General features: G+C 40.9%; 20 protein-coding genes. 2 read left to right on the top strand and 18 right to left on the bottom strand.

Annotated elements, in window-relative coordinates; translation table 11 throughout:
- Positions 1-67 precede the first annotated feature (67 nt).
- The 15 genes from folD to WFH04_RS06150 all read right to left on the bottom strand — a co-directional run bounded on the left by folD (position 68) and on the right by WFH04_RS06150 (position 9,450).
- The gene (folD, locus tag WFH04_RS06220) at positions 68-943 is read right to left on the bottom strand and encodes a bifunctional methylenetetrahydrofolate dehydrogenase/methenyltetrahydrofolate cyclohydrolase FolD (protein WP_336823199.1); all 876 of its coding nucleotides are present in this window, start codon (positions 941-943) and stop codon (positions 68-70) included.
- 23 nt (positions 944-966) lie between these two features.
- A complete protein-coding gene (nusB, locus tag WFH04_RS06215) occupies positions 967-1,347 on the bottom strand; it encodes a transcription antitermination factor NusB (RefSeq protein ID WP_336823198.1) in 381 nt (126 codons plus the stop codon).
- A gap of 95 nt (positions 1,348-1,442) precedes the next feature.
- A complete protein-coding gene (locus tag WFH04_RS06210; protein WP_336823261.1) occupies positions 1,443-1,811 on the bottom strand; it encodes an Asp23/Gls24 family envelope stress response protein in 369 nt (122 codons plus the stop codon).
- Positions 1,812-1,885: 74 nt separating this feature from the next.
- Positions 1,886-3,232, bottom strand: a complete 1,347-nt coding sequence (accC, locus tag WFH04_RS06205; protein ID WP_336823197.1) for an acetyl-CoA carboxylase biotin carboxylase subunit — start codon at positions 3,230-3,232, stop codon at positions 1,886-1,888.
- Between the two features lie 13 nt (positions 3,233-3,245).
- Positions 3,246-3,773 (bottom strand): acetyl-CoA carboxylase biotin carboxyl carrier protein, encoded by a 528-nt coding sequence (gene accB, locus WFH04_RS06200; protein WP_336823196.1) that lies wholly within the window; start codon positions 3,771-3,773, stop codon positions 3,246-3,248.
- Between the two features lie 158 nt (positions 3,774-3,931).
- Positions 3,932-4,477: a SpoIIIAH-like family protein gene (locus tag WFH04_RS06195; RefSeq protein WP_336823195.1), complete on the bottom strand. Its 546-nt coding sequence runs from the start codon at positions 4,475-4,477 to the stop codon at positions 3,932-3,934.
- Complete coding sequence (locus WFH04_RS06190; RefSeq protein WP_336823194.1) at positions 4,464-4,886, bottom strand: hypothetical protein; 423 nt, start codon at positions 4,884-4,886, stop codon at positions 4,464-4,466. Before WFH04_RS06190 ends, WFH04_RS06195 begins: the two co-directional genes overlap by 14 nt.
- A gap of 62 nt (positions 4,887-4,948) precedes the next feature.
- On the bottom strand, positions 4,949-5,116 hold the full coding sequence (locus tag WFH04_RS06185) for a hypothetical protein (RefSeq protein WP_336823193.1): 168 nt from the start codon (positions 5,114-5,116) through the stop codon (positions 4,949-4,951).
- A 9-nt stretch (positions 5,117-5,125) separates the two neighbouring features.
- Positions 5,126-6,025 carry a stage III sporulation protein AE gene (locus tag WFH04_RS06180; protein ID WP_336823192.1) on the bottom strand — a complete coding sequence of 300 codons (900 nt, stop codon included), beginning with the start codon at positions 6,023-6,025 and terminating at the stop codon, positions 5,126-5,128.
- Between the two features lie 15 nt (positions 6,026-6,040).
- On the bottom strand, positions 6,041-6,439 hold the full coding sequence (locus WFH04_RS06175) for a SpoIIIAC/SpoIIIAD family protein (RefSeq protein ID WP_336823191.1): 399 nt from the start codon (positions 6,437-6,439) through the stop codon (positions 6,041-6,043).
- Positions 6,418-6,627 (bottom strand): SpoIIIAC/SpoIIIAD family protein, encoded by a 210-nt coding sequence (locus tag WFH04_RS06170; RefSeq protein WP_336823190.1) that lies wholly within the window; start codon positions 6,625-6,627, stop codon positions 6,418-6,420. The genes WFH04_RS06175 and WFH04_RS06170 overlap by 22 nt, the downstream gene beginning before the upstream one ends.
- Before the next feature lie 254 nt (positions 6,628-6,881).
- On the bottom strand, positions 6,882-7,439 hold the full coding sequence (gene efp, locus WFH04_RS06165) for an elongation factor P (RefSeq protein WP_336823189.1): 558 nt from the start codon (positions 7,437-7,439) through the stop codon (positions 6,882-6,884).
- A 21-nt stretch (positions 7,440-7,460) separates the two neighbouring features.
- Positions 7,461-8,519: a M24 family metallopeptidase gene (locus WFH04_RS06160; RefSeq protein ID WP_336823188.1), complete on the bottom strand. Its 1,059-nt coding sequence runs from the start codon at positions 8,517-8,519 to the stop codon at positions 7,461-7,463.
- Positions 8,516-8,962 carry a type II 3-dehydroquinate dehydratase gene (gene aroQ, locus WFH04_RS06155; RefSeq protein ID WP_381479906.1) on the bottom strand — a complete coding sequence of 149 codons (447 nt, stop codon included), beginning with the start codon at positions 8,960-8,962 and terminating at the stop codon, positions 8,516-8,518. The genes WFH04_RS06160 and aroQ overlap by 4 nt, the downstream gene beginning before the upstream one ends.
- A gap of 62 nt (positions 8,963-9,024) precedes the next feature.
- The gene (locus WFH04_RS06150; RefSeq protein WP_336823186.1) at positions 9,025-9,450 is read right to left on the bottom strand and encodes a hypothetical protein; all 426 of its coding nucleotides are present in this window, start codon (positions 9,448-9,450) and stop codon (positions 9,025-9,027) included.
- A 193-nt stretch (positions 9,451-9,643) separates the two neighbouring features.
- Between WFH04_RS06150 and WFH04_RS06145 the strand changes: the two genes are divergently transcribed.
- Positions 9,644-10,627: a DUF1385 domain-containing protein gene (locus WFH04_RS06145; RefSeq protein WP_336823185.1), complete on the top strand. Its 984-nt coding sequence runs from the start codon at positions 9,644-9,646 to the stop codon at positions 10,625-10,627.
- A gap of 129 nt (positions 10,628-10,756) precedes the next feature.
- On the opposite strand, the gene WFH04_RS06140 is transcribed toward WFH04_RS06145, so the two are convergent.
- From WFH04_RS06140 to WFH04_RS06130, 3 genes are all read right to left on the bottom strand, one after another.
- Positions 10,757-11,797: a serine hydrolase domain-containing protein gene (locus WFH04_RS06140; RefSeq protein ID WP_336823184.1), complete on the bottom strand. Its 1,041-nt coding sequence runs from the start codon at positions 11,795-11,797 to the stop codon at positions 10,757-10,759.
- Between the two features lie 128 nt (positions 11,798-11,925).
- Positions 11,926-14,493, bottom strand: coding sequence for a vitamin B12-dependent ribonucleotide reductase (locus WFH04_RS06135; protein WP_336823183.1), 2,568 nt, complete (start codon positions 14,491-14,493; stop codon positions 11,926-11,928).
- 181 nt (positions 14,494-14,674) lie between these two features.
- Complete coding sequence (locus WFH04_RS06130) at positions 14,675-15,511, bottom strand: lipoate--protein ligase family protein (protein WP_336823182.1); 837 nt, start codon at positions 15,509-15,511, stop codon at positions 14,675-14,677.
- 290 nt (positions 15,512-15,801) lie between these two features.
- Here WFH04_RS06130 and WFH04_RS06125 point away from each other — a divergent pair, with 290 nt between their 5' ends.
- Positions 15,802-16,167: a rhodanese-like domain-containing protein gene (locus WFH04_RS06125; protein ID WP_381479908.1), complete on the top strand. Its 366-nt coding sequence runs from the start codon at positions 15,802-15,804 to the stop codon at positions 16,165-16,167.
- Positions 16,168-16,328: the final 161 nt, after the last annotated feature.

Below are 16,328 nucleotides of genomic sequence, written 5' to 3'. Positions count from 1 at the left end.
CCGGCCTGACTATGAACGCTGTCTCTCTATTGAAAAACAGCGTTGATTTTTTATGTCGACAGAATCATTATGCTTTTTTGCTACATCTTCCTTCAGTTACAGCCATTTCAGCACTTCTTAACGTGTTTTTCAGTAGCATTGTAATTGTCATCGGACCGACCCCTCCAGGGACAGGTGTAATGGCAGCTGCTACGGCTTTCGCTTTTTCTGTGTCGACATCTCCGCATAATTTTCCATTTTCATCACGATTCATGCCGACATCAATGACGACAGCTCCTTCTTTTATATGTTCGTCAGTAATGAATTTGCTTTTGCCAATTGCTGCAACGATAACATCTGCTTGCTTAGTAATTGAAGACAGATCCTTCGTTTTTGAATGGCAATAGGTTACGGTTGCATCCTTTTGTAGGAGCAGTTGTCCCATCGGTTTACCGACAATATTGCTTCTTCCAATAACGACAGCATGTTTACCAGCTATATCCACACCGGAGCGATCAAGCAACTCCATAATGCCATATGGTGTGCAAGGCAAAAAAGTTTGTTGGCCGATAAGCATTTTACCTACATTTACTGGATGAAAGCCATCTACGTCTTTTTTAGGATCAATTGCTTGGATGACAAGATCCTCATCAATATGCTTTGGCAAAGGAAGTTGGACTAAAATGCCGTGAATTGTATCATCTGCATTTAAACTTTCAATTTGCTTCAAAAGTTCTGCCTCTGTCACCTCTTCTGAAAGGCGAATTACTTCGGATTTCATGCCGACTTCTATGCTTGATTTTTCTTTGTTTCGAACATAAGTATGCGAAGCGGGATTATTGCCGACAAGAATAACCGCAAGTCCAGGCTGACATCCTTTCTCTAGCAATTTCCTTACTCCATCGTTGATTTCCGATCTCAATTCCTTACCGATTGCCACACCATCAATCAACTTAGCTGTCATCCTCAATTCCTCCTATAATTTATTTATTTTTGTTCAAATTTGGATAAAACCCCATTGACAAAACGTCCAGATTTTTCATCGCCAAATCGTTTGCAAAGCTCAACTGCTTCATTCAAAACAACACTATGCGGAATTTCATCTTCAAATAGCAATTCGTATACTGCTAGTCTTAAAACCGTTCTTTCGATTTTCGGAAGTCTTTCCAATGACCAATGTTCAAGCTTGTCTTCAAGCGTCTTGTCAATTTCCTCTTTATGGTTGACAGTCCCCTTCACCAATCTTTCATAGAATGGATCTATTGGCGATTCTATAATATACGTAATTGCCTCATCTATTGACATTTCAGTACGGTCAAGCTGAAATAGTGTTTGAACCGCCTTTTCGCGTGCTTCTCTTCGCTTCATTCGTTTTTCTCCTCCACAACTGTGTCTCTCGGGCTTTATCATAGCATATTCACGATAAGAAAAGCATCATCCAATAATGGACGATGCTTCTATAATCATTCAGTGTCACTCAACGAATCGAATTCAATCCCTGTTATATGGACATTTACTTCTTTCGTTTCGAGAGAAGTCATATGGTAGACGGCGTGACGGACCTGCTTTTGGATTTCCGTTGCGACAGCAGGGATAGAAAACCCATACTGAACTACGCAATAAACATCTATGACGAGGCCTTCATCGACCCAATCCGTCTTAACGCCTTTACCGTGAAACACTTTACCAAACTTTTCAGCGACGCCAGTAGCAAAGTTGCCTTTTGTAGCGGCAACGCCTTCCACTTCGTTCGTCGCTATGCCGATAATCACTTCAAGAACTTCAGGCGCCAATTGGACACGACCCAAGACGGCGTTTTTAGACGAATCCATACCGACAAATGATGGATTTTCCTTTTCGGCCAATCTACTTCTCCTCCTTTTCCATAACGTTCTCGATTTCACACTTAGTGCATCACTTGATATTTCTCCAAAAACTTCGTATCAAATTCTCCGGACTTAAAAACTTCATGATCCATTAAACTTAAATGGAACGGCACTGTCGTATCGACTCCTTCGATAATAAATTCATCAAGCGCCCGTTTCATGCGCGCGACAGCTTCCTCTCTTGTATCAGCATGTACGATCAGTTTGGCAACCATGGAATCGTAAAACGGCGGGATGCTATAACCCGTATACATCGCTGAATCGACTCGAACGCCAAATCCGCCAGGAGGCATATACATCGTCACTTTTCCCGGAGATGGCATGAAGTTTTTCGCAGGATTTTCAGCATTTATACGGCATTCGATCGCCCAACCGTTGAACTGAATATCCTTTTGGCGATATGCCAATTTCTCCCCTGCGGCAACTTTCAACTGTTGTTTAATCAAATCGATGCCCGTAATCATTTCTGTAACAGGATGTTCGACTTGAATACGTGTATTCATTTCCATGAAGTAAAATTTTTCATTTATATGATCGAATATAAACTCTACTGTGCCCGCACCTCTGTAATTTACAGCTTCAGCGGCTTTTACAGCAGCTTCTCCCATTTCTTTGCGCAATTTTGGCGTCAATGCAGGAGAAGGGGCTTCTTCGACCAATTTTTGCATTCTCCGTTGGATGGAACAGTCGCGTTCTCCGAGATGAATCGTATTGCCGAATTTATCGGCCAATACTTGTACTTCCACATGGCGGAAAACTTCAATGTACTTTTCAAGATATACCCCAGGATTTCCGAATGCTGCTGCAGCTTCTTTTTGGGTAATTTTGATGCCCTTAATAAGCTCTTCTTCGTCACGCGCGACACGGATACCTTTTCCGCCTCCGCCAGCTGTCGCTTTAATTATGACTGGAAAACCAATTTCCTTCGCAACTTTCAAGCCTTCCACCTCATCCGCAACGATACCATCTGATCCCGGTACAATTGGAACGCCGGCTTGTTTCATCGTTTCTCTCGCAACATCTTTCGTGCCCATCTTCGAAATGGCATCAGCTGTCGGACCGATAAATTCAATATTTACTTCTTCACATAATTCTGCAAAGCTTTCATTTTCAGCTAAAAAGCCGTATCCAGGATGGATGCCATCACAGCCTGTCAACTTCGCGATACTAATAATGTTCGAGAAGTTCAAATAGCTGTCTTTTGAAAGTTTCGGACCAATGCAATATGCTTCGTCAGCGAGCTCCACATGCATCGCTTCACGGTCTGCTTCAGAATACACCGCAACCGTTTCAATTCCTTCTTCCTTACATGCACGGATAATGCGCACCGCAATTTCTCCGCGATTTGCAACTAATACTTTTTTCATCTTGTCACCCTCCTCAGTTTTGTTTCACGAGGAAGAGAGGTTGTCCATATTCAACCAATTGACCGTCTTCCACTAATACCTCGACGATTTCTCCAGAAACTTCTGCTTCAATTTCATTAAATAGCTTCATCGCCTCTACGATGCAAACTACTGAATCCGGTTTCACTGTATCTCCTTTTTGTACATACGGAGGTACATCCGGGGAAGAAGCCTTGTAGAATGTTCCGACCATCGGAGATGTAATTTTATGCAAGGAAGCATCCTCTTGGGCAGGCGCAGAATCCTGTACAGGTGCAGCTTCTTCCGCTTTCGCTGGAGCTTGAGCAGGTGTAGGCGCCTCTTGTTTCGGAGTTTCTGCTACAGGTGCTTGCACTTGTTCTTGGATAGGAGCTGCGGCTTGTTTAGCTGTTTCTACAACCGCAGCTTTGCTGTCCGCTTTCTCCAATTTAATTTTTGTTCCTTCTGACTCAAATGTAAATTTTTCAATAGAGGATTGATCGATTAGTTTAATTATTTCTCTAATTTCTTGGATTTTTAACATGAACGATTCTCCTGACTCAATATGATATAGTTCCCTCGCTTCTATTTTAGACGTTTTTCGCGCATTTTGAAATAGATAACAGGGAAAACAGCGTAAAAATCCCAATTCCACTTGCTAATAAAGAGAAAAAGACCCATTTTGGGCCTTTCATTACGTTTTTATTCCATAAATACAACTTGTACCTCGCGAGCATCTTCCCAGCTTGTCATTATATATTGTGTGATTTCATCTGCCATTTTGGCAGAATGGCCTTCATCAACCGATAATACAGTAACATCAACTTTTCCATTATCTTTACGGACGAACGCATCCGGATAGCCTAATTCTTTAATATGAAGCTCCATTAATGCCTCTGCAGATTCTCGCTTTATAAGCTCATCCATTTCTTCATACGCTGCCTTTTTTTCTTCCGCAGTTATATCAGGAGAAGAAATTTTATTTGTCAATTGATCTCTCATTTGGCTTCGTTCATTACGCGCTTCCATTCGCATTTCTTCGAATCTTACAGAATCTGCAAATACCGATGTCGTTTTACTTCCATCCGAAGAAGTTTCCTTTAAAATTGTCTCTTCCTTGTTTTTATCCCCAAAAATGGCCATCCCATCGAGTTGCATTGGTGCTTCCTTTCTCAAATAGAAGATCGAAATAACAGCTACGAGACTAAGTAATGTTAAAAACCAAACAGTTCGCTTATTCGCTTTCAAGTTGTTGCCCCCTGTTCTTCATTTTTTGGATTTGAATCCGATGTTCAGGCAATTGGAGTACTGCCGAAAGCATTCGTTTCAGTTCATTTTGTACTTTTGGATTTTCTACGCCTTCCGCAACGACTAACATGCCTTTCAACGAATTTTCCTTTTTGGCAGCCGATGAAGATGATGTAAAATAGTTTGATAGGCTTGCCCCTTCTGCTTGGTCATAGTGGAAGTAAATATGCACTTCCCCTATCCCTTCAATTTTCATTAATGCTTCTTCCAATGCCGCAGCTTCCCGGCTCTCCACTCCTTTTCCTTTCTCCCCCCCAATTGAACCAAGCGTCGTATTCATGAAAATGATGAAGAGCACGATAAAAGTGCCTAAGAGGAATAATTGAGTTTTTCGTTTTGGTTTTTGCATCATCATTTCATTCCTTCGAGCCGGATATGGTCCTTATCATCTATGATGCATAGTATGCTTGTTTAGAACAGGCTATGACCAAAAATCGATGCGATTGAATGAATGATCCAAATTCCCATCGTCAACTTAAAAATCGGCATCATATCCGTTTCCATCTCTTCTGGCAACAATAGCATGAGAACTACAGATAAGATTGCAATCATCAAAACACCTGTTAAAAATCCAACCAAGCGTTTTCCTCATTTCACTGTAGTGATCAATTTAATTAAAATAATGGAAAACAATGCCGTATAAATGAATGCGAACGCAACTAAAAATGATACGGCGCATAATGTAAATAGCGTTTTCCCGATATCATCAAGCACGCCAGTTACATCTTCATTTGCGAATGGTTCAATCAGTGCAGCCGTCCAGCGATATAGAAATCCAATCAGCAATGTTTTAAGTGTTGGCAGCAAAGCAACTGACCAGATCGTTACAATGAGCCACCCTCCGATAAAAACGCTCGCGCCTGATGAATAACGGCCGATTGCCCCCAAACTATCTGTTACAAAGGAGCCTATGAATGGAACGTTTTGACGGATTAATTCCTTTAAGGGTTCGCTTGTGACACCAGACAATGCCCAGGAGATTGTCCCTCCTGTCGTAATAAAAATGGAATAGGCCGCAACTATAGCAGAAACAACTCCTAATAGAGAGGACCTAAGTAAATCCGCCAATTTTGTAAAAGGCATTTCCGGCTGGAATCGCGATACGATGTCAAAAAGCAATGCGGCCGAGAGAAGCGGTATTAAAACGATATCCGAAAGTACGATTGCACCGTTTGCAAATAGCAGCATTGCAGGTTGGAAATTCAGCATATTGAAAGTTCCGCCCGCTGCTAAGATGCTTGCTGTCAATATTGGATAAATGGAAACAAATAATGCAGCAATCGATTGTGTAATGGAACGAATTTCCATCAATTGTTCAATTGCTGGCTGCAAGACGACTGTGAGTACGATCAGAAATAGAATGAGCCTCGTCCATTTGTTGAATGAAGGAACGAGAAAATCGATGATCAGCACCATCAGTGTGGCAATGACCACGATGAGGAAACTATGTAGAACTGTACTAATAATTGGTTCAATAAAGTCGAACATTGGATTCTCATCCGATCATTTAATAATTAGTTTTGAAAGTGCATCGATCATCTCCGACAGTTGCGGCAACCATAACGATAAAATAGCAATTTTAATTGCTAACCGTGCAACTGCAGCAATTGATCCATAACCCGCTTCTGCAATGTGGCCAGCGATCATTTCTGATAAATAGAATAGAAATACGCTGCCGATCAGTAGTTGTGGATACGGCTTTGGAAAAGGCGCAAATAGTTGCATGAAGGTTTTGCCGAAAGGAAGTACGATTGTTACAGTCATATAAGCGAGAAAGAAGAAAAAAACAGCAGCGTATAACATAGGATGCAAATTTTTCGACGCAAAGGAGATAAGCAGCAGCACAAGATAGATGACAATAAGATGAAAAAGTGTAAGCATCAGAACGCCAAAGATAGCCACTGAAAGAATTCCGTAATTTCCGTGAAGAAAATCCTTAAGAAGCGGAGCATCTCAGCGGCAATATAAATATAGGCAATAAAGAAAAGAAAAAACGAAAACTCCTTTTTCCCCGTCGATTCGAAAAACACATGTAGAAAACCAATTACTAACCCGATGCCAGCAATTCTCAATAGATCACTCAATTCCAATTCGGGTGCCTCCTCCATGTCACAATCTATGTATCTATCCGAAATAATATACAAACACAGGGCTTATTTATAATTGTTTATTTCGTAATGTAGAATCTACATGAGATATTGGTTTACTAAGCCCGGTTATTGTGAAAGCAGTATTGTAGTAATGCTAAAGAATGAACAAAAGCTACTGGTTTCAACCAATAGAAAAAAAGCACACTTTGCAATCCCTATTCGGGCTACAAAATGTGCTCATAAGCATGTTCATATTAAGCTCTTGATACGTATTCGCCTTCTTCAGTATTAATGATCAGTTTATCGCCTACATTAACAAAGAATGGCACTTGAACGACAAGCCCAGTTTCCATTTTAGCTGGTTTTGAACCGCCACTCGCAGTATCTCCTTTAATACCTGGCTCTGTTTCAGCAACTTCCAAGACGACTGTCGCAGGAAGCTCTACACCTAATACTTCGGACTTGAAAGAAATGATGTGTACTTCCATATTTTCTTTCAAATATTTTAATTCCTCTTCAATTTGAGTTGAAGGTAATTCGATTTGCTCGTATGTTTCATTGTCCATGAATACATGATCATCGCCATTAGCATACAAGTATTGCATGCGGCGGTTGTCGATTTGCGCTTTTTCGACTTTCTCGCCCGCACGGAACGTTTTTTCATTTACATTTCCCGTGCGAAGATTACGCAGTTTGGAACGGACGAACGCCGCTCCTTTCCCTGGTTTAACGTGTTGGAAATCAATGACACGCCAAATATCGCCTTCAAATTCAATCGTAAGACCTGTTTTAAAATCGTTTACTGAAATCATGCTGTTTCCTCCGTTTAATCCTTATAGGATAATTAATTCTTTTGGTGAATGGGTGAGTCTTGCGTTGCCATCTTCCGTAATTAGGATGTCGTCTTCGATACGGACACCGCCAATGCCGGGTAAGTAAATGCCTGGTTCAACCGTAACGGCCATATTCGGTTCCAATACAGTTTCTGAACGGAATGACAAAGCAGGTCCTTCATGAACTTCAAGACCGATCCCATGACCAGTTGAATGCCCAAACGCTTCACCGTAGCCCTTTGACTTAATATAGTCACGAGCAATTGCATCTGCCTCTATACCAGTCATACCCGGTTTGATCTGTTCTAAAGCCAATTGTTGGGCAGCTCTGGTCACTTCGTATATTTCTTTTAACTTTTCAGAAGGCTCACCTACTGCAACCGTTCGTGTAATATCCGAAATATAACCATTGTAAAGCGCTCCATAGTCGAGTGTCACAAGTTCGCCAGATTGGATTACTTTATCGGAGGCAACGCCATGCGGCAAAGCGCCCCGCTCTCCCGAAGCGACGATAATGTCAAAGGAAGATGAAGTCGCTCCCAATTTACGCATATACATTTCCAGTTCATTTGAAACTTCGAGCTCTGTCACACCCGGTTTAATAAACGTGCAAATATGTGTAAACGCATCATCTGCAATTTTCGCAGCGTGCTTTAACACTTCAATTTCTTCCGGTGTCTTAATGAGACGAATCTTTTCAATAATGCCAGCTACCGCTTTCAATTCTGCTGACACTTTTTCCTTGTACATTTCATACAAGCCGTAGGAAACATGATCTTTCTCAAAGCCAAGTGTGCTGATTTTCATGGCCTCCACTTGTTTGGCAACTTCCTCGATGATCGTCTTTTCATGTTGAACGATTTTGAAACCTTTCACTTGGTCTGCTGCCTGCTCAGTATAGCGAAAATCTGTAATGAAAACTGCATCATTTTCAGAAATGATTGCAACGCCGGAGCTACCTGTGAAACCTGTAATATATCGGCGATTATAAGGATTTGTCACTAATAATGCATCAAGCCCTAACTCTTTTAACGCTTCACGTAATTTTGTCAGTTTCATAGCTTTACCCCATTTCTTCTGAGAAGGAAAGCTTGGAGTGCAAGTTCATATCCACCAGTGCCGAAGCCGGACATTTGTCCAATGCAAACCGGCGCGATAACGGATGTTTGTCTGAACGGTTCACGACTATGTATATTTGAAATATGGACTTCGATAACGGGCACATCCACTGCAGCGACGGCGTCTCGCAATGCAATGCTGTAATGTGTAAACGCCCCCGGGTTGAAGATAATGCCATCGAACTTCTCATCGGCTGCTTCATGAATTTTATCAATCAATTCACCTTCGATATTTGATTGAAAAAACGCGAGATCAACAAGCCGTTCAGATGCGATGTCTATTAGATGCTGCTCAACATCCGCCAATGTTTCTACTCCATAGATTCCTACTTCCCTTTTTCCAAGCCGATTCAAATTTGGTCCATTCAGAACAAGCAATTTCACCACCACACCATTCCCCTCACCATTTTCTTTCCCATTTTATCATATAGTACCGTTGCCGCAACCTATTTCTGTTGATCTGCAGAAAGTTTCTTCATATAAACGGCTGTTCCGATTATAAAAAGACTGACGATCGCATTAATTGAAAAAAAGGGGATTGAAAATGCTTTAATTCCTTCTTTCAAAGTATGTGGCATTCCAATTGTCCAGTCAACCGCCGCTGTAATAATAAGGCTAATTGCAATTGCAGTCACCATTGGCGGTATTGCTGTAGTCCATTTTGAAATCGCATAAAAAACAAAACATACAACGAAGAGTACGAGAAATAATAATGCCCATTTTCCATACTCATTCATCCACCCTTTTCCAGTCCAAAATTTCAACCATCCAATAGGGGACCAATGTATAAAATTGAAAAAGTGCAAGAACTTTAAGGAGATTGTTGTGAAAATAGCTGCAAATAAAGCTGTTAAAAACATTGTTTTATTCAATATATATCCCTCCTGCTGAAAGTGTCGGGAAATTCATGTTTTTTTAAACCTAATGGGTGGAGGAATGCCTGTTTTTTTTGTACAATAGATGGATAAAGAAACGACAAGATCGTTTTGCAAGACTGCAATTTTTTGACAGGCGATCTTATAATAAAATATTTTTTATTAAACTAGCGAAGGTGTTGATTGATGGATGAGTAAAAAACAGCAGCCACCTGCTTATGGAGGGCAAGCGTTAATTGAAGGCGTCATGTTCGGCAGCCGTAATCATACTGTGACGGCCATTAGAAGAAAAGATGATTCCCTTGATTATTATTATGTACCTAAAGAACATAAACCTGTCACTTCCAAGTTAAAAAAAATACCTTTCGTACGAGGGGTTGTAGCATTAATTGAATCCGCTGGAATTGGCTCAAAGCATTTGACGTTCGCCAGCGAAAGATATGATATCATGCCAGGCGAGGAAGAAGAGCAAGTCTCTGAGGAACCTTCAAAACTTTCAATGATTATTGGCGTTGCAGCAGTTGGAGTGCTATCATTCCTATTCGGTAAGTTCGCTTTTACATTAGTGCCCGTCTTTTTAGCACAAGCATTGGAATTTATGGCACCTGGCAAAACAGCCCAAATTCTGTTGGAAAGCTTCTTCAAGTTACTCTTGTTGCTCTCCTACATTTCGTTAATATCTATGACACCGCTCATTAAACGTGTTTTTAAATATCATGGAGCAGAGCATAAAGTGATCAACGCTTATGAAAATGGCTTGCCCTTAACTGTCGAAAACGTTCAGGCGCAATCAAGATTACATTACCGTTGTGGAAGCAGTTTCCTCCTGTTTACTGTTATTGTAGGTATGTTCATTTATTTCTTAGTACCTGCTGACCCATTCTGGCTTCGAATTGTGAATCGTATCTTGCTCATCCCAGTTGTGATCGGTGTGTCTTTTGAAGTTCTTCAATTTACAAATAGCTTACGCAATATTCCGGTATTAAAGTATTTAGGCTATCCTGGATTATGGCTACAGTTATTGACGACAAAAGAGCCCGAAGACAAGCAAGTCGAAGTGGCAATCGCCTCCTTCAATAAACTGCTTGAAATTGAAGAGGTAGGTATTGAAAACGTTGAAATTTTGAAAGCTGCAGATAACGCAGCCACTCAAACAACTGTATCAGTGAATTAATAAGCCATGATGAAAACGCTCGGGTGAATACTTTTCCGAGCGTTTTCTTTTTCGAACGCTTGCCTTAGAACGTTCGACGATACGAAGCCGTACTTGCTTACGCAATGCATCAATAAATCTTTTATTATTTTAATCGCTTGCAGCAAGCTTATTTAAACTTGAAACAATTAAACTGCCAAATTTATGGATATCATCAATATAATTAAAAGTAGAAAGATCATTTGTATACAAACGATTGTACATTCTAACAGCGACTGCATTGTATTGCGGTATGACTAAACAAGAACATCCAGACGCCCCTAAAATTTGATAAGATCCTTTCGGAATATGAGCCCCCAACTCATTATATGGATAACGTACCTCACCGTCTTTAACCCACCAGAACGAACCGAATTTCGGTAGATCATTCGGCCAAGCAACCGGGCTTTGTATCGATGTCACACGATCAAAAACTTTTCCCGGAAGCACTTGCTTTCCGCGAACTTTTCCTTTATTTAGGTGCAAATTACCCCAAAATGCCAATTCCCTTGCATTTACATATAAATTTCTTTCATCCCCTCTATTTGAACCAATTCGTAATGTAGCGTGATGATCGGGCGAATGAATATCACATACTAATCGATTGTCTCCTTCTGTGACCCAACTAGTACTCGTCCAATTTAGTGGCTTGAATACTCTTTCGGTAAGCAATTCACTTACACTTTTGCCAGTAGCTTTGTATAAAATTTTTGCAATTATGTCTGGATTTTTCCCCTTCCCCTCGATATTTGTTCCTAACTCAAATAGTCGACGCACCTCTTTATTGGCAAATTTCAACCCCGAAGAACGGGACAATAAATGTCTTATTGTCGTCTCACCAAGAAGATCTTGATCATATTCAAGCAAATAATCGCATATTTTATCATCTAAACTTAAATATCCTTCTTGAGCGGCGATGGAGATCGCTAAACTGATATAAGTTACACGAACAGAATAAACATTAAATCGTGATAAACTATCAATTTTCCTCGCTTCATTCCCAAAATGATGATAGCCAGAATACCATTCATGAACAATTTTATCGTCTTTCATAATGAGTAGAGCAGCTCCAGAGGAAGACTTTTCTTGTTTTATTTTTTCTGTATATGAATTGAGTTCTTGAAAAATGTCACCTTTCCTAATTCCCATCATCCCATTTCTTCCCCTTCATAATTTCTTTTTATTCTTAATTTATCATAATAAAAAACGGTATCCAAACTAGAAATTACTTCAGTTTGGATACCGTTTGAGCAACCTTCAAGGTGCTGTATGTTTTATTCTTATAATCCGCATTTCAGTTGAGCATTACAATTTGTACAAGTATTGCACCCACCGATTTCTTTCACAGTACCCTGCCTACAAACGGGGCAAGTGTTGCCGACTTCAGATCCGATCGTTACGTTTGTTGAACGGAGATCTTGAATTGTATCAATTAAGACGACTTTCCGTTGTTCGATGAACTCTTCCGTCATCTCTGTTTCAGGCTCCATCGTATTCTCTTCAGCTTTCAGTGTAAGGACTTGGGAGTCACGGCTGCCGTCAACATAGACAGTTCCGCCTTTCGCTCCACCTTTATATAAACGCTCATAGACGCTTTCGACCTGTTTTACTGAATAGCCACGCGGAGCATTTACGGTTTTCGAAATGGAGCTGTCAATCCATCGCTGAATAATACATTGTACGTCTGCATGGGCTTCTGGAGATAAACTCATAGAAGAGACGAACCAATCCGGCAATTGATCTGGATCAGCTTGAGGATTACTTTCCAAGTACTCCTCTACAATACCGGCTTTCACTTCAATGAATTTACCAAGACGTCCGCTTCGATAATAGGTGAATGAAAAATACGGTTCAAGTCCAGTGCTGACTCCAACCATCGTACCAGTCGAGCCAGTCGGCGCCACTGTAAGTAGGTGAGAGTTGCGAATACCGTGTTCCAAAATGGCAGTGCGGATATCTTCAGGCATCCGCTTCATATAGCCAGTGTTAATGAATGCTTGTCTTAAAGCAGCGGTTTCCTCATCCGTTTTACCAATCAAGAATGGGAAGCTACCTTTTTCTTTTGCTAGTTCGATTGATTCCCGATAGGCAGTTGTTGCTATCGTTTCGAACACTTTATCAACGAGCTCATTGCCTTCTTTGGAGCCATATTCCTTCTCACAATAAATGAGTAAATCCGCAAGGCCCATGACGCCTAAACCGATCCGTCTTTCACCAAGTGCCTGTACTTTATTTTCCTCAAGGAAGTACGGTGTCGAATCGATAACATTGTCTTGCATTCTTACCCCTACGCGAACCGTTTCTTTCAGCTTTTCGTAATTGACCGTTTTCATCTCTTTGTTTGCGAACTCCGCAAGATTCACTGCCGCCAAGTTACATACTGAATAAGGCGCTAATGGCTGTTCGCCGCAAGGATTTGTTGCAACAACCTTTTGGCCATATGCTTTCGCATTCGTTTCATTGTTTGCATTGTCAATAAAGAAAATACCTGGTTCAGCTGAATAAGTAGCGCAAATATTAATAAGATCCCATAAAGCGCGCGCTTTTATTTTTCGGTAAACACGGACTTCATAGCCCATCTTTTCCCATTCACGAACATCTCCAACGTTATGCCACTCTTCGTTATAAAAAGCCATTTCTTCAGGTGTATACTTTTCAACTGCTGGAAAACGCAGTTCATAATCACCATCTTCTTCAACAGCTTTCATGAATTCATCCGTCAATGTTACGGAAATATTCGCACCTGTTAAGAATTCCGGATTATGGACAGAATACGTTCCGCCATCTCGCAATTTCATTTCCGCATCTCGCAAAATTGCTTCGTTGAAACCGCCCATGCCAGGGATTGATCTGTAATTCAAAATCCCTTGATACATCGCTTCTTCTTGCGCAGTAAGCGGCGTAAACTTAAGTTTTTCGTTGGCAAGTTTTTGGATAAGCTCTTCATCCGTATTTTCAAGAAGATAGCGAAGAATTCTCGGATTTTGCATTTTCGAGATGATAAATTCGCAAATATCAGGATGCCAATCAGCTAACATGATCATTTGTGCTCCGCGGCGGCTGCCCCCTTGTTCCACAAGGTGTGTCAGCTTAGCAATATCGTCAAGCCATGATACTGACCCCGATGACTTTCCATTTACACCACGCGCAAGTGTGTTCCGCGGTCTCAATGTTGAACCGTTCGTTCCGACACCGCCTCCGCGGCTCATAATTTCCATCACTTGTTTGCGGTGATCGGAAATGCCTTCACGAGAATCGGGAACGAATGGCATCACATAGCAATTGAAGAACGTCACTTCAGTTTCCGAACCTGCGCCATAAAGGACACGACCTGCCGGAATGAAATTCAATTTTGCCAATTGCTCATAAAAACGCTCGAACGATTCTTGCCGTTTTTCTTCCGTCTTTTCAGCGGCAGCTAAACCAGTAGCATTCCGCTTTGCGATTTGCTCATAAAACACTTCTAACGGCTTCTCAATGACGTCTAATGATCTTCTGACAACACCCTTTTCTTGCTCTTCCGGATCATCGATTGAAGAACGGTATGCTTCTTCAATCCAAATGTCCGCTTTGCCACTCGCTTTATCGATTGCTTTAACGTATCCTAATCCCCTCGCTGGAAATTTCGGATCTTCTTTTACGGTTAAGACGACAAAATCGCCTACTTTTAGCGTCTTCTTTTCAGTGTCCTTAAATGAATATCGATCAATCATCACGAGACGGGACACTCCGCTATGTGTAATCTTCATGTTATCTGTGATGGGATGCACTTGCGGAAACTCCTTTATATCCGCATTCAATTGCTGCTTGTCCAATGATGGTGTTTGCTCGTTTGAAACAATAACCATTCTCGCATCCTCCTTATTTATTTCAAGATAAATTCTTACCAAACACAACATGTTGTATTATGTACATTACCTAATCTACTACATATTGAAACTTCATTCAACTGTATCCGTTTTTACAGATTTTGACGAATGCCGCGATTATCCGATTTCGCATGAAAAAATAGATCGAAAGTGCTAACCTTTATTTTTTAAATGTCCAGTCTTTATTTGCATATTTACTTTCTTCAATTTCTTTAACAATTGCCTCTTGCTCTGCTGTCAATTCCATTGGAGAAAGCTCGATCTCCAACGCCTGTTCGAAACCTTTCGAGAATGCCGAAATACACTCTTCTATCGAAACTTCACGCTCAACAAGTCGATCGATTGCTACAGCTTTTTGGGGCAAGTTCATTCTCATTCGTTCTCGGGCTTCTGCAGAATCAAACTTGAATAAAGATATCAATTTGTCTTCATCCAAGCTTAATAAAATAGCGCCGTGCTGCAAGATGACACCTTTTTGACGTGTCTGTGCACTGCCAGCTACTTTTTTCCCTTCAACGACAAGTTCATACCAGCTTGGTGCATCAAAACAAACAGCACTTTTAGGTTTTTTTAATCGATCAGCTTGCTCTTTGGAAGCCGGCACTGAAAATTCTGCTTGTAGCCCTAAGTTTTGAAAGCCTTTCAGCAGTCCCCCTGAAATGACTCGGTAGGCTTCTGTCACCGTTTCCGGCATATCAGGATATGCTTCGGAGACTATGACACTATAAGTCAGTTCATCCTCGTGCAACACTCCTCTTCCTCCCGTTGGTCGCCGCACGAATCCTAAACCATGTTCTTTCACGGATGACATATCAATCTCTTTGTCAACACTTTGGAAATAACCGATCGATAGCGTAGCTGGCTCCCATTCATAAAATCTTAGAACAGGGCCTATTTCACCTTTACTATGCCAATCCAATAGCGCTTCATCAAGCGCCATATTGTATGAAGGCGAACGTTTTCCCGAATTAATAAAGTGCCAAATCCTTTTCGTCATTACGATTCCCCCTTCCATAACAGCCGATAAAGAATAACATAGTTTTCATAGTACCATAATTCCAAACGCGCAATAAGTATTGACTTTTTCTCTTTCATTCTGATTGCCTACTTATCAGTATCAAAAAGAAACCCTGCTCTTTTCCTAACATGTGAAACCTACTTATCAGTTACGAGCAATCAGTATTTTGCATGAAAACACACATCATTCTCATTGAAGAACGTTCTTCCATTCTTTATAATGAATAAGAAGATGGAAAGGGGAAAGTCGTTGTGAATCCGAATTTGATTATCTTAGGCGTCGCACTCATCGCATTGATTTTGTACTTCGTCATTACGATGCTGCGCGTCCGTAAAGCAGTAACAAATTTAACGCAAGAACAGTTTATTGAAGGGTATCGTAAGGCGCAGCTCATTGACGTTCGAGAACCGAAAGAATTTGAATCTGGCCATATTTTAGGCGCAAGAAATATTCCTTATTCGCAATTCCGCCAACGTTACAAAGAGATCCGACCTGATAAACCTGTATACTTGTATGACCAAAATGGCGGTAAAAGTTCGCGTGCAGCTCTATACTTAAAGAAACGCAATTATTCACAGCTATTCCAGTTGCAAGGCGGCTTCCGTACATGGACAGGCAAAGTAAAAAGCAAATGAAAAAAAGGCCTCTATAAAATTGAGGACACTGAAAAACAAGGCACTCTACTAAAAAGAGGCTGTCCAATAAGTCCCTAAAATAGAACAGGTGGCGAAAAACGAATCGTTTTTCGCCACCTGTTCTTGTATTTTTCTCATTCAATACTGAAAGTAGCTCGCGG

Origin of the sequence: Sporosarcina sp. USHLN248 (genome assembly GCF_037144575.1) — a bacterium.
Taxonomy (GTDB): domain Bacteria; phylum Bacillota; class Bacilli; order Bacillales_A; family Planococcaceae; genus Sporosarcina; species Sporosarcina contaminans.
Note: the sequence above shows the minus strand (reverse complement) of the source record. Positions and strands in the feature narration are given on the sequence as shown.